Origin of the sequence: Paenibacillus dendrobii (assembly GCF_009807035.1) — a bacterium.
GTDB lineage: Bacteria > Bacillota > Bacilli > Paenibacillales > Paenibacillaceae > Paenibacillus_AQ > Paenibacillus_AQ dendrobii.
Window position 1 is genome coordinate 1,163,154 of record NZ_WUBI01000001.1, and the last position, 13,515, is coordinate 1,176,668.

17 protein-coding genes are annotated in these 13,515 nt (G+C 46.9%); 3 read left to right on the forward strand and 14 right to left on the reverse strand.

Translation table 11 applies throughout. The features are described 5' to 3' along the window. Positions 1 to 192: 192 nt before the first annotated feature. Together GRF59_RS04900 and GRF59_RS04905 are read left to right on the forward strand one after the other, a co-directional pair. Positions 193 to 564: a DUF2500 domain-containing protein gene (locus tag GRF59_RS04900; RefSeq protein ID WP_160496516.1), complete on the forward strand. Its 372-nt coding sequence runs from the start codon at positions 193 to 195 to the stop codon at positions 562 to 564. A 28-nt stretch (positions 565 to 592) separates the two neighbouring features. Further along, positions 593 to 853: a hypothetical protein gene (locus tag GRF59_RS04905; RefSeq protein WP_160496517.1), complete on the forward strand. Its 261-nt coding sequence runs from the start codon at positions 593 to 595 to the stop codon at positions 851 to 853. Positions 854 to 938: 85 nt separating this feature from the next. Here the strand turns inward: GRF59_RS04905 and GRF59_RS04910 are convergent, their stop codons facing one another. After that, entirely contained in the window at positions 939 to 1,910 is a 972-nt protein-coding gene (locus GRF59_RS04910) for a ring-cleaving dioxygenase (protein ID WP_160496518.1), read from the reverse strand. Positions 1,911 to 2,002: 92 nt separating this feature from the next. Then, a complete protein-coding gene (locus GRF59_RS30110) occupies positions 2,003 to 3,811 on the reverse strand; it encodes a sulfatase-like hydrolase/transferase (RefSeq protein ID WP_160496519.1) in 1,809 nt (602 codons plus the stop codon). A 204-nt stretch (positions 3,812 to 4,015) separates the two neighbouring features. On the opposite strand from GRF59_RS30110, the gene GRF59_RS04920 reads away from it, so the two are divergent. Beyond that, positions 4,016 to 5,779 carry a methyl-accepting chemotaxis protein gene (locus GRF59_RS04920; protein WP_160496520.1) on the forward strand — a complete coding sequence of 588 codons (1,764 nt, stop codon included), beginning with the start codon at positions 4,016 to 4,018 and terminating at the stop codon, positions 5,777 to 5,779. 80 nt (positions 5,780 to 5,859) lie between these two features. On the opposite strand, the gene GRF59_RS04925 is transcribed toward GRF59_RS04920, so the two are convergent. From GRF59_RS04925 to GRF59_RS04980, 12 genes are all read right to left on the reverse strand, one after another. Further along, positions 5,860 to 5,958: a sporulation protein YjcZ gene (locus GRF59_RS04925; RefSeq protein ID WP_160496521.1), complete on the reverse strand. Its 99-nt coding sequence runs from the start codon at positions 5,956 to 5,958 to the stop codon at positions 5,860 to 5,862. Between the two features lie 160 nt (positions 5,959 to 6,118). Continuing rightward, on the reverse strand, positions 6,119 to 6,781 hold the full coding sequence (locus GRF59_RS04930; protein ID WP_160496522.1) for an S-layer homology domain-containing protein: 663 nt from the start codon (positions 6,779 to 6,781) through the stop codon (positions 6,119 to 6,121). 110 nt (positions 6,782 to 6,891) lie between these two features. Further along, entirely contained in the window at positions 6,892 to 7,587 is a 696-nt protein-coding gene (locus tag GRF59_RS04935) for a DNA alkylation repair protein (protein ID WP_160496523.1), read from the reverse strand. A 39-nt stretch (positions 7,588 to 7,626) separates the two neighbouring features. Further along, positions 7,627 to 8,241, reverse strand: coding sequence for a DNA-3-methyladenine glycosylase family protein (locus tag GRF59_RS04940; protein ID WP_237391630.1), 615 nt, complete (start codon positions 8,239 to 8,241; stop codon positions 7,627 to 7,629). Between the two features lie 52 nt (positions 8,242 to 8,293). Beyond that, on the reverse strand, positions 8,294 to 9,112 hold the full coding sequence (locus tag GRF59_RS04945) for an SPL family radical SAM protein (RefSeq protein WP_160496524.1): 819 nt from the start codon (positions 9,110 to 9,112) through the stop codon (positions 8,294 to 8,296). A gap of 30 nt (positions 9,113 to 9,142) precedes the next feature. Beyond that, positions 9,143 to 9,856, reverse strand: coding sequence for a 2OG-Fe(II) oxygenase (locus GRF59_RS04950; protein WP_160496525.1), 714 nt, complete (start codon positions 9,854 to 9,856; stop codon positions 9,143 to 9,145). Next, on the reverse strand, positions 9,849 to 10,388 hold the full coding sequence (locus tag GRF59_RS04955; protein ID WP_160496526.1) for a methylated-DNA--[protein]-cysteine S-methyltransferase: 540 nt from the start codon (positions 10,386 to 10,388) through the stop codon (positions 9,849 to 9,851). Before GRF59_RS04955 ends, GRF59_RS04950 begins: the two co-directional genes overlap by 8 nt. A gap of 3 nt (positions 10,389 to 10,391) precedes the next feature. Continuing rightward, positions 10,392 to 10,985 (reverse strand): bifunctional transcriptional activator/DNA repair enzyme AdaA, encoded by a 594-nt coding sequence (locus GRF59_RS04960; RefSeq protein WP_160496527.1) that lies wholly within the window; start codon positions 10,983 to 10,985, stop codon positions 10,392 to 10,394. A 208-nt stretch (positions 10,986 to 11,193) separates the two neighbouring features. Next, the gene (locus GRF59_RS04965; protein ID WP_160496528.1) at positions 11,194 to 11,709 is read right to left on the reverse strand and encodes a DinB family protein; all 516 of its coding nucleotides are present in this window, start codon (positions 11,707 to 11,709) and stop codon (positions 11,194 to 11,196) included. Between the two features lie 94 nt (positions 11,710 to 11,803). Further along, positions 11,804 to 12,328, reverse strand: coding sequence for a cysteine hydrolase family protein (locus GRF59_RS04970; protein WP_160496529.1), 525 nt, complete (start codon positions 12,326 to 12,328; stop codon positions 11,804 to 11,806). Between the two features lie 247 nt (positions 12,329 to 12,575). Continuing rightward, entirely contained in the window at positions 12,576 to 12,740 is a 165-nt protein-coding gene (locus tag GRF59_RS04975; protein ID WP_160496530.1) for a hypothetical protein, read from the reverse strand. Positions 12,741 to 12,796: 56 nt separating this feature from the next. Beyond that, positions 12,797 to 13,429: an undecaprenyl-diphosphatase gene (locus GRF59_RS04980; protein WP_160496531.1), complete on the reverse strand. Its 633-nt coding sequence runs from the start codon at positions 13,427 to 13,429 to the stop codon at positions 12,797 to 12,799. Positions 13,430 to 13,515 lie beyond the last annotated feature (86 nt).

Genomic DNA, 13,515 nt, shown 5'->3' on the forward strand with positions numbered 1-13,515 from the left:
ATACATTGATACGTAAATCATATCATATAAATGGGATTTCCTGGTGTGCGAAGCAACGAATAATAAAACTTTTGTTGAAAAGAAACGTCTTATGTATGAACCGAATTGTTACGCAGGAAAATGATGAAACATAGATTGTAATAATACCGTATCTTTACCCATCCACATGAAGACAGGAGGCATTGCCGCAACATGGTTTCCCCCGGCCCTGACTTTGGTTTTATGTTTACGCTCGTTCCAACGCTCATAGCCATTGGATTCATCGTGATGATCGTCATTTTGATTCTTAATGGAGCGAGATATTTCAAAAATGCCCGTTCGCCGCGCACATCCACCTATGTCCGAATTATCTCCAAACGGATGGATACTCGCCATCATACAGGTGGCGCTAACGGAAATGTACATTCTTCCAGAACGTATTACTACATTACATTGGAATTCGACAATGGTGAAAGACAGGAATATCTGGACGTGAAAAGGTTGTATGGACTCGTTGCTGAAGGCGATACGGGATATGCCGCTATTCAGGGCGAGTGGATCGTAGCTTTCGAAAGGGAGGTGTGACGAGAGACACGACGGAGGCTCCTTCGAATTGGACACGACACAGCCCGAATTTTATCCTGAAATGCACCTCAGAGCCCGCAAGTGCATTCAAGAACTATTCGCTTATTTGGACCTGAATCTTGAACGGGGGAGTGAGATCGAGCTCTATGCAGGGTGGGATGATGGTAAGGGCAGCTTCGAGGAGCCGCAAGATCATCGCCTTGACCTTGAGCTGGATATCCATTCGTTTGAATTGGGAGAACGATTTGTATGGCAGGAAAGACAGTATATTCTTATCAAAAAAACATAGATATTAATAGATTCGTGATGTTGAGACCAAAGAAAGCCTTAGTTCCGGTTCTGGTTACCGGGCTAAGGCTTTCCGTATCTCTAAGTTAAGCTTTCGTATTCAGAGGCTTTAAGAGCTTCTCAATCTGCTCCCTGTGAGACTCCAGAAATGGCGGTAACGCCAGCGACTCTCCCAGCGTGCTGACATCCTCATCCGTAGCGAATCCGGGACCATCGGTAGCCAGCTCATACAAAATGCCATTAGGCTCTCTAAAGTATAGGGAGCGAAAGTAATACCGGTCGACAAACCCGGAGTTCTGAAACCCCGCTTCGTCAATCCGCTGGATCCATTTGCGAAGCTCTTCTTCATTGTCTACGCGAAAAGCAACATGATGCACACTTCCGCGGCCGGGTCGTTCCACTGGAAGATCGGCTCTTTCTTCCACATGGATCTCAGCCCCGCTCCCTCCTTCCCCCGCCTCGAACACCCGAATATCCGGTTGACCAAGTGACGTTGACGGAAAATGTCCTTTTTCTCGAAATCCCAAGATGTTCACCAATACATCCACAGATGGAGCAGCCTCTCTCACCGTAATCTTCACGGGACCCAGTCCGTAGATGCCATGTTCTTCCGAAACCGTACTTCGTTCCCATGGCTGTCCTCCCGGAACGCCGATATTATTCTCATCGGATACAAGGATCAAGCGCTGTTGTTCAAAATCCCGAAAAGCCAAAGTGGCTCTGCCGCCGCGTTCGGTGATGGGTTCATGCTCGATCCCATGTTCTTCGAGACGTTTTGCCCAAAACATCAAAGCGGCGTCATTCGGAACCCGAAGAGATACTGCCGATATGCTGTTGGTTCCCTCATAGTTTCGCGCAAGCATCGGAATCTCAAAAAAGGTCAAGTCCGTCCCCGGACTCCCTTTCTCATCGGCATAGAACAAATGGTACATGGAGGGCTCGTCCTGGTTGACGGTCTTTTTCACCAGTCGCATACCCAGCACATTCGTGTAAAAATCAAAATTTTCGGGCGCATTCGTGGTTAAGGCCGAGACATGATGTATTCCTTTGATTTCCAAAATAAAAAACCTCCTTCATCAAGATGTTTTGCTGGCTGTCATTTTCATTGCAGAAAACCCGCCTTATGGGCGGGCTAATATGTCATACCTTGTTAGAACAGCAGATCTTTCGAGTAATTGTCTCCCTCCAGTATGTCGTATTCTATCATGCGATAATCATCCAGAAGCGAGGTCTGCTCGGCATTCAACTGCGAAAATTCACCTGACGAACCGATCAGCACATGTTTGCTGAGTCCCGGAATTTCCGATTTGATCTTTTCCAACAGTCTGTAATACGGAGGCATTGGTTGACCGCTAAGCTGAAAAATGGTAGGTCCGATATAAGCGGGACTGAGCGTGCCTACGGATTGTTTGCCAATATCGAAGTTTGCCATATACAGCAGCTTGGTCTCATGCTTCAATCTCGGTTTATCGTCCCAGCCTGCCTGCGTATATATGCCTGCAGACAATGCCGGTAAATGATCTCCCCAGAATGCGACGATCGTAGGTCTCTTGATGGTTTTGAGCTGTTCGCTCAAGTAAGCCAGTGCCTCATCCGTCAGCTTGGTATCATGCACGTAGGTTTCCAGCTCATCCTTATATTCGGGTTTGACTCCCTCCACGTTGATCGTATTGGAGCCATTCAGGCCTTTGGTGAACGGAAAATGGTTTTGCATGGTCACCAGATGAAGGAATGTCGGATCATCGGAATTTTGCAGCTCCCTCACGGCTTCCTTCACGGCAAACATATCCGAAATGTAACCGTTCGGGGTGAAACGCTGGGCATCCTGCAAGTCCTTTTCGCTCGTGAACCGGTCAAAGCCCATAATGGGATAGACGCGATTGCGGTTGTAGAACGTATCGTCAAAAGGATGAAGCGCCTCTGCCTTATACCCTCTCTCTTTGAGAATGCTCACGATGGACGGCAAGGAAGACATTTTAACGATTCTTTGCTGATATGGAATAGAACCGTCTTTCAAAAAGTACATCGACAAGCCCGTTAAAGCTTCAAACTCGATATTCGCCGTATTTCCGCCAAATTCAGGGGACAGCATAAAGCCTGACGGTGTTGATTGCTGCACCTGATGAATAAATTTCAGCGGATCTTCACTCATCGTATAGGTTGGCAGGCGGGTCGGGTCAAAGAAGGCTTCGTCCATCATAAACATGATATTAGGCTGCTCTGACGGTGCTTTTCCGGAGACTTGGCCTGGCCATGCGCTATATTTTTTGGAGATCTCTTCGATGGCAGCTTTGCTGTATCCGTCCGGTTTTTCCATCAGGTTCTGATTAAGATTGCCAGCAAAGGCGTACACAAACCCGTTCTGGGCATAGTTCACCTTTTGATTCCACGGTATATTTTGATACTTCATCGACGTGGCGAGTACCGACTGACCTCCTACCATTTGGACGAATCCTCCAATAATGGCCACGGATATGACGATCATTAGAAAACGGAGCGGCAGTTGAATCTTCACTTTCGGCAGCTTATAAATGACATAAACAAGCACAGCAACCATTATAATAGTTCCGATCACTGCATACGGCGAAATCATGCCTTTCGTAATTTTGCTCATTTCCTGCGCATTTTTGACCTGCATCAAATCCCAGGGAAACAACGGCTCTCCGGTAGTTCCTTGTTTTTTATAATTGGCAATCGCCAAAATAAAACACACCACAAATGCTAACAGTGCACCTGAATAGACATTCGGAATGATGGCGCTAAAAATGAGCAGAACGAAAAAGAAAAACAAGCTTCCCGAAATATACAGCCAATAATATTGCGAAATCCAGTTGAATACACTGACGATATTCATATTTAATGAGGCTGCCTGCATAATGAAATTAAGAATAAATCCACCAAACAGAAGCACGAGCAGTACGGCTCCGATCCGTTTGGAGGGTATGAAATACTGACGCACGATACACCCTCTCCCCAGCTTTTCTAGGTGAACAGTATACGATAATTATCTTAAAAACAAATGAAAAACACAAATTAAACCCGGAATGACACAGATCTGTCACCCTTTGGCTGAGGAAAAGAAGGAAATATATGAATTTTGTCGAAAAATATGAGATTGCACATCGATAGCTATATATAGGTAAAAGGAGCTTGATGCAACAAGATGAAATGGCTTATACGAATTCAAAGGAAACTGGCTTTACGGATTGCAATTGCGGTGATGGTGATCATTCTGTGCTTGTCAGCTGGATACATCAGGCTGCAAATCATGAATACGAAGACCGCAGCTAATGATGTTATTACTAGCTATGGAATCCGGATCGCAGAGAACTACGCCTCCCTGCTGGATACAGAACAGGTTGATCGGTTTTTAAGCCACCCGGCAGAAAATGAAACCTATTGGTCTATCCGCAATGAATTGAACCATTTCCGTTCGGAAATCGGAGCTCTCTATGTGTATTTGGTACGAATCGACGAGAAGCTGCAGCCGCTCTTAATGATCGACGGACAACCCAAAGGATCCAGTACAGCTTCACCAATTAATGAAATCACAGATATACCAACCCAGGCCATTCAAGAACTATTAAAAGGACAAGCAGCAAGTTCGGATCTTATCGATAACCCTCAGTACGGAAAATACATATCTTCCTATGTGCCCATTAAGAGACCGGATGGTTCTGTCCTTGGTGTATTGGGAATTGATACGCAGGCTGACGTAATAGACAGCATCTCGGCTAGCGTGATCCGGAAAAGCATCCCGTTTTATGTTTTGATGTTTATCGTTACCTTGGCCGCCATGACGCTTATCTTTACACTGCTGATCCGTGCCATCCGTCCGCTGAAATGGATCGCAGCAAGCGCGGAACAGGTTGCTGCGGGCGAGTTCGCATCAGCAAACCGCCTTCTACTTGCACATCCGGTCAAAAGCAAAGATGAAGTTGGAACGATGTATCACGCCATGATGACCATGTCCACCAATCTGAATGCCATTGTAGGCGGAATCGTGTCTGATGTTGCCAGCTTGTCCGAGCAGCTTGTCGCTGCCTCTGATCGAATCGCTTCGGAATCTACTGAACTGCTTGAGATGAATACTCGGGTCAGTGAAACTGCACATCATGTAGCCGGAGGCGCCAATACGCAGCGAATCAGCTCTGATGAGGGTGCCCGTTCCATGGAGGAAATTTCGGATTCGCTGCAGCGCATTTCCGAGGCTTCCGCCACCGTGTCGAATGCATCCTTCAAAGCCCTTCAAAACGCTAACCTGGGCAGGGATAAAATCGGTCTCATGAACCGTCAAATCGTATCCATCTCCTCAGCAACCGACGAAACAGTCAGAAGAGTTGCCGTGCTGCAGGAATATTCCTCCCAGATTGAAGATAGTCTGAAGTCGATCTCAGGTATTGCAAGTCAGACAAAGCTTCTAGCGCTCAATGCATCCATCGAGGCGGCTCATGCAGGAGAACACGGATCAGGTTTTGCTGTGGTTGCCGGCGAAGTAGGAAAACTAGCGGAAGAAGCTTCGCTTGCAGCCCAAAAAATAGCTTCGCTTCTAATGAACATCGAACATGAAACCCTACAGATCAGCGATGCAATGGCAAAAGGATCACTTGAGGTAATGGCAGGCACCGGTATATCTGAAGAAGCGGAAACCTCCTTTTCCGATGTCGTTCAAATGTTCGGTATCGTTAACGAACAGATTCAAGATATCTCCGTATCTACCGAGCAAATGACGGCCCGCTCCGAGGAAGTCGCGGCAGCTGTCAGCGAAGTCGCCGGAATAGCGAATAGCACTTCGGAGCAAATATCCCATATCGGACATTTGACCAACAAACAGCTCGATATTGTCCGATATTTCGCGAAATCCGCTGGTGAAATGAATGAAATGACTCACAAGTTACGGGAATCCGTTAAACAAATCAAAATTTAAACGTTAACAATAAACAACTCAAAAAGGCTGATCTTCAATTTTGAAGAATCAGCCTTTTTTTGTAAATCGCTCAACGTATCTTAAACTCCAAAACATCCAGAAGCCAAAATGATGACCAGCAAGATAAACAATACAAGAATTGCGCCAGGATTACGGAAAGCTCCACCTACCTCAGACATACCCAAGCACCTCCTATCAACGATTTCAAGATATTCTATGATTTCATCAAGGAAAATGCATGGATTAATCTACTTGGTTCATTGACTCAAGTTACGCAGATTCATATCAAATTCAACTGTCCCTCATATTCATTCATAGGGTACCCCTTGGAATCATTGTTTATGGCTGAATAGCGGAATTCTTATGGTCTTCTGCAAATTTGACAGCCTCGTAGACCATTCCCGCAGCCTGGTCCCTCTTCATCACTTGCTTCGGATTGAAATTCTGTTGGTCATCCAGCGTGGTAAACTTGTAAATGAGCGACCGCTGAATGGTTCCTTGATATCCGGGAGTGATATCCTGTTCATCATGGATCTGAATAAAGATTTTGATCAGCGGAAATTGTCCTGTTTTTTCAAGTGCCTGAACCAGATAATGCGTAAACTGCTCCTTGGTCATCGGCTTTTGCGGGTCGATATCGGCAGGGATATCCAGTCCGTTATAATACCCGTTAATGAATGCTTGAGCATACCAAGCATCATTACGAATCTTGCTGAACAGACCTTCAGCTTCAGGCGCTTTGTTGAAATCAATGGCAGCCAGGCTCAGCTGCATGGAATCCACGATCAGCTGGATCCCCTGTGCATTGGTTAACTCCGCTTGCGGCTTGAATTCCTCGTTATTTACCCCATGCAGGAAACCTTTCAGCTTCAATGCCTCAATTTGCGTTTTGTAATTCGTTTGGTCCAGGTCTTTAAAACCATCAGCTGCGAATATATGCTGCGGTTGCAACAGCGTGGATAATAATACGCTCATCACAGCAATGCCTGCTAACTTTTTCATGATCCCGCCCCCTATTTGGATGATTTTTCATCTGTCCTTTTGACGGTTTCTTCATCAAAGAAGTTGCATAACCTAAAACCCATCTTAATTTATTTTATCGGCCTTGCCTTTTATTCAGTGGTTGCCTTGCGTTTCATACTCCGAATCAGCTTTTTAGTCTCTGGATCAACACGATATGATTCCGTTATTTTCTGCAATGCCTTATTGAATGTAAAATCATCAATGCTGCATGTCGTAAAATAAGCCATCGTTGATTCGGGCAGCTTAATATAGCATATGGACAATGCCCACGCTGCAGCCATCTTAACGTAATATCCTTCATGTTTAATCGTATCCAAAACTTGAAGCACTCTATCGATATATAATACGTCTATAAAATAATCCAACAGCATGACAATGCCAAACCGGATTTCATATTCCAGCGAGGAATTCAGATAGGGCTGAAGAAATTCCCACACTATCTCCTGATTGGTTTTGGCAAATTTCAAACCTGTGCAGAAGCTGTCACATACCGACCAATTATCTATTTTGGGTACAAATGCGGCTACATACTTCAGCTTCACATCGACATCTTCTTTTACATATTCAATCAACATGCCTTGAAGCATGATCTCTTCGAAATAATCGCTATCCGCTTCCTTCAAATAATTTCGCCAGTCCCCTTTAGCAATCTGCTTCGCCAACTTGCGCAGCTCCGGGAGTCTGACACCAAGTACATTCGAGATATTGGGGATCAGCGCCGCAGAAAATTTCCGGTATTCTTCATCTGCCAAGGAAAATAGTTGTTCACGCACACTTACTGCCATCTGTATACTCCTTACTTGGTAGCATTAAATACGATACATTTACTCATAGGATATTTTCCAAAGATAAATTGAGGCGACAGACCCGTATGGTGAATATCGCTGACGGTACTGATCAAACTTCTTCTTGTCCATGTCTCGGAGCCCGTACAGCTTCATCATACCGCGCCGAATGGCAATATCCCCCCAACTGACCACATCGGGACGTTGGAGGGAATGCAGAAGCAGCATCTCGGCCGTCCATCTTCCGATTCCATCAAAAGATGTCAGTTCCCTGATCACTTCCTCATCAGACAGTAGAATCAGTCTTTTCAAATCAAATTGGTTATGTTCAATTCGGGATGCCAGTTGATGAATGCATGACGCCTTCTTCTGAGTCAGTCCACATGATTGAATGATATCTGGCGTCTGAATAGCTATAGAATACGGCGTAATTTCACCCAACTGATCCCGGAGCCTGCCCCAAACGGCCTCGGCAGCCTTGACCGAAATCAGCTGTCCCACTATTGCGTAGATCAATGCCGTAAACAAATCCGGCATGGTGGTCCGTTCCACTTTTCCAATCCGCTTCATGGCTGCTCCCAGCACATCATCCGCTGCTTGCAGGGCTCTGATTTCTGTATCTCCATAAGAAAAAAATGATGTTTCGATCGTCAAATCACAAGACCGCCCTTCTGATGGATAATGAACAAATCAAATGGCTCACGGTTCAGGGCTCAAAGCCATCTTGGCTTATACGAACGCTGTCCGGCGGAAAAACCGCTGCAAAACGTTCATACACCTTCCGATAAGCATCGGGATGATACCATTCCTCCATACCGATTTCGCAATAAATCCTTCTCATGCCTAGTCTTTGCGTCCGCTTGCCTCCGCTGCCGTCCCCCATGAAATAATCGTCTATGCAGATGCGATCCACAAGAGGACGGAGCCTTTCAGGGAAATTCTCAGTGCTTGGCAGGACAGGGGCAATGGTGGCTTGAGCCGGCACGCCGGCTTCCCTTAGCTGCTGAAGTGTCCTTATCCTGGCTTCAATCGGAGGCGTTCCCGGTGTAAAATGACGTCTGATATCCTCACGGTCGGTTTCGACGGTCATGCTGACCCTGACGCGATCGCCAAGCCGGAGCAACAAATCCGTATCTCTTTGCACGAGCGGACTTCGTGTCTGTACCAGTAAAAAATCAGGCGGGTCTTCTACCATGACTTCGAGCAAAGAACGGGTAACACGTTCCTTGGCTTCCGCAGGCTGGTACGGGTCGGTGCTTGAAGACATGAAAATCGTAACCCTTCCTTTGGCTTTCGCCCGCCGCAGCTCATGGCAGAACACATCAGCAGCAGTCTCCTTAACATCAACCCAGGTCCCCCAAGGCTTTCCGCGGAAAGTAGAGACCGGCATCTGCCTTACGTAACAATAAGAGCAGCCGAACGAACAGCCTGCATAGGGATTTAATGAATGACTGTAGCCGGTGAGAAAGCCTGTGCCTTTGTTCATCATCGATTTGGGAGTTTTATATTCAAGCGTGTATGCCATAATGCCTCCTTGGTCTCATTCAATACGGAGTCATGTCGCGTCATGAAAAATAATCCCCAAGCTATACCGCGTTCCCGAAGTAATGGTCCCTACCCCATGCCGCAATTTGGCTTGGTAATGCCCTCTGGTGCCTTGTACCGGACGCATTTGGGTCGGAAATATGACGCCTGCGCCCCGGTCAAGCCGAATCACATGCCCTCTGCTTTGCGCGCGGGGACGCTGTTCAACCAGCAGAAATTCCCCGCCTTCATAATCGGCTCCTTGTTGATTCAATACCAGCAGGACTTGAAAAGGGAAGTAGATCTCTCCATACAAATCCTGATGAAGACAGTTGTAGCCCTCGGCTTCATATTTCAGTATGAGCGGAGTTGAACGAGTTTGGCCGGCTGCATGGCATTCCTCCAGAAAGTTCTGAAGAGAATCCGGATAACGGGGAGGTTTGCCAAGCTGGTTCAACCAGCGATTGGCGGCTTGCGCAAGTTCGGGATAGAATCCCTGCCTAAGCTGCTGCGGAATATCCGGCAGAGGTGCCTGATAATATTTGTACTCTCCGGCACCAAAGCGGTATCTCTTCATGTCAATGGTCTTTCTATATAGCGGCTCGTCCTCGTAGGAATCCGCAAGCTGCGCGCATTCCAACTCATCCAGTATCGGGGGAAAAAGGGCAAATCCCTGTTCATCCATGCTGCGATGAAGACTCGTCCAATCCAGCGCTGCGATTCGTTCGGAGAGTCGCTTATCCATGTACGTGCTCTCCGGTCTTTGACTTTTCCAGATCCAGCAGGCGGGTTTTCATATCCAAACCGCCTCTATAACCGGTAAGGTTGCCGTTTTTTCCGATGACGCGATGACAGGGGACCGAGATTAGAACCGGATTCGCGCCGATGGCTGTCCCGACCGCCCGCACCGAATCAGGTTTGCCGATTTGATGAGCGATCTCCGAATAAGAGCATGTGCTCCCGTAGGGAATTGCGCAAAGTGCATCCCACACGGATCTTTGAAATGAAGTCCCCGCCAAATCGAATGAAATGGTGAAGTCAACAAGTTCCCCTGCCAAATATGCACTCAGTTCATCAGCGTAGGGATTCATGTACTCGTCATTATGTTCCAGCGTTGCCGCCTTGAAATGCTTCCGAATCCATGCTTCCATTTCCTCATACGGCTTATTCGCCGTTCCGACATAACAAAGCCCCCGGTTCGTCGCGGCAAGATGCATCTTCCAATCTTCATAATCAAGCAGAGTCCAGTGAATCGTGTTGCTCTGAAGTCTATTCATGCCTTAAGCACCTCCATCTTCATTTCCTTCTTCAACTCTCTGCTGCCTATATTCAGTTGGCGTAACCCCTGTCATTTTCTTGAACACCGTAATGAAGTACGAGGTATGCTGAAATCCAACCAGCATGCCGATCTCCGCGGCGGTTTTGCCGGTATTTCGCAAATAGTCTTTCGCTTTGCCAATCCGAATGTTTTGCATGTATTCTGCAGGAGTCATATGCATTACCTTTTTGAACGTCCGATGCAAGTGATACGGGCTGCCATGGCAAACCTCTGCCAGCTCGGTTAAGCTAAGCGGCTCGGCAAAGTTCTGGTCCATGTATTGAGTCATAACCTCGACCCATTCTCTGTCCGGCAGCCGCTCTCCCGTAGGCTTGCAGCGCTTGCAAGGCCGGAATTCTTCCCGTATCGCCTGCTCCGCGTTCCGGAATATCCGAACGTTCTCTCGGTTGGGCACCTTGGATTTGCAGGATGGCCTGCAGAATATGCCCGTTGATTTGACGGCATAGAAAAACTTGAAATCATAAGATTCATCGTTGTGGACGATGGCCTCCCATTTCTCCTCCGTCAGCATTTCCGGGGCCTCTAAATCCGGCATAATGATCACCTCTTTATCGACAGTATATCCTGAATTTTCGCTCGAAGAAGGTTTTTAGGAATAGAAAAGCAAGATTTTGATATTCAACCTTCTGGTTTGCACAGCAAAAACGGGATGATCTCGATTGAGCATCCCGTTCGCGATGATTCCGGCTTTCATCTGCTCTTTCTCTTCTCTTCGATGCCGAAACACTGACAGTCGAATGACATTAGCGCAGATATTTATCCCGAATCACGTTCATATGATGAAGCTCATGTCCAGCCATGATGTATGCCCAAGCTCGAGCAGAGGATTCGCGTCCACCGACCGTTCCCGTTCGAGTCCATGCTTCCGAAGGCAGTCCACGAAGCAGAGCCAGCGTCGATTGGCGGACAAGCCGATATTCGTCGACCAAATTCGTAAGTTGGCAAGCATCAAAAGCAGCTACCTTCATCAGTTCGTCCTGATCATATCCGGGTAAGGGAGTTTGATCACCCCTAGCGATCCGAAGCAGACGATAACTCATGATCCGTTCATTGTCTGTAATATGACCCAGGACTTCCTTGAGGCTCCATTTGTCAGGAGCATGTCGAAAATCGGCCTGGTCCTTGGTCAAAGACGAATAGAGTTTACTTGTCTCTTGAAGCGAATTCTCCAGGATATCGGTCACATGCCCGTCCGGAACCAAACGGATATACCTATCGAAATAAGAATTATATTCTGTGCTTGATGGCCGCTGCGACATGAAAACATCCCCTTTTCAAAGTTTCACATAGTATATCATTTCATTTTATTTCTGGGTATCAGATGTTCTCATCCACGAACCGGCAGTCCTCCCATCAAGCGAAATTGATGTCCGAAGCCGGCTTCAATTCGGCATAAGCCCGGAATTGATCGTTATAATCCGCGATGATTTCTTCCGCGCTTTTTCCTCCCTGCGCCCATGTGCCGTGAGCATCCTCCACAACGGTCACAACATACCCGAGCTCGCTTGCTTTTTGAGTGGTTGCTTCGACACAAATATCCGTTTGTATACCTGCGATTACAAGACGATCTATGCCTTTGTCGGCAAGCACTTCCTGAAGGCCCGTCTCATGAAAGGAATTCGGTACATATTTCTGTATGATGACGTCCCCCGGATCCGGTGCAATGTCTGAATGAATCTCCCAGTCGGGCGTATGGGATTCCAGCTGTTCACCAGGCCCTTCATTATGCTGCACATAGATGACCGGCACCTGATGGGCTCTTGCCTGTTCGATTAATCCTTTGATCCGTTCCAAGAGCTTATTCGCGTTGTATACCGGATCCGACTCCGGAAACATGGCAACCTGTACGTCAATGACAAGAAAGGCCGTATTATTCATTCTTATCCCATCCCCGCTATTCATTTTTCAACGTATGTAATGACAAAGCTGCTGACCTCATTATATCAGGAACGTTTGTTCGCGTAAATATAATAATCAAAGGAACGGCTACTTCCAAAAGATGCATATTCGGATATGCCATGGGAAGAATATCCTCGAGGTGTCAAGGATTACGGCAAGCTCCTCCATTAAAGCAAGAAGGCAGGGCCATTGGCCTCTGCCTTCTCCATGTTTCAGATTTCTCCGTCTAATCGAAGCATGATTCCTTGCCGGGGATGACCAGAATGTGATTCAGAATAAATTGCTGCTGTCTCTCCGATAGATCAGAGCTTCGAATCAGCTTAATGATTTGATCCTCCAACTGGTGCATCGTCTGCAGAAACACATCCATATCTTCAAGATGTTCATTCATTCGAATACTCCCCCTTCTGTAAGCCGAATGGACTGATGAGAGCAAAGCTTAACGAATTACAATCGCTTCTCCTGTGCGGTTGCACGCGGTTCATTTTTCGAATGCTGCGGCCAGATTTTCGTTTCGTACTTTTCATAGAATTGTATACAAGCTTGAAGCCAGCGGGATAAAGTGAAGGAATGGCTTATTGCCCAATGTACGCCTGCGGCAACCAAAATACCGATCAGCGCTCCGGCAAGAACATCCGTTGGATAATGCACGCCCGTCCACACCCTGGAGAAGGCGATCAGGGCTGCCAATATCAACCAAATCATGCCGTCCTTCTTTCGATACATGGCAATCGCAGCGGCAATTACAAATGCGCCCAGTGCATGATCGCTAGGAAAGGACGCGTTAGCCGGGTGGTCGATCAACTGAAGAACGGTATGTGACACAAAGGGTCTGTCTCGGTAAAACAGATGTCCCAGAATCCAGCTGATCGTCAGCCCTGCACATGCGGCGATAACCGATTCCGCAACCATTTTCCGGTTGTTTTCATTTCTTATGAACCAGTAAACCAATAATCCGATAAAAAACAGGTAAAATGCATCGTTGGCCAACAACCGCATGACCGGATTTAAAAAGGAAGCCGTTCTTCCCCACTCATTCATCGCATGAAATAACTGATAATCCATCTGATTGAAATTCATTGCTCCATTCTCCTTCTGCCTGGTTCTATTGGTCCGGAAGTACCGGACCCTTTCACCTTACAGCAGAAAAATGAAAAATTAATGAG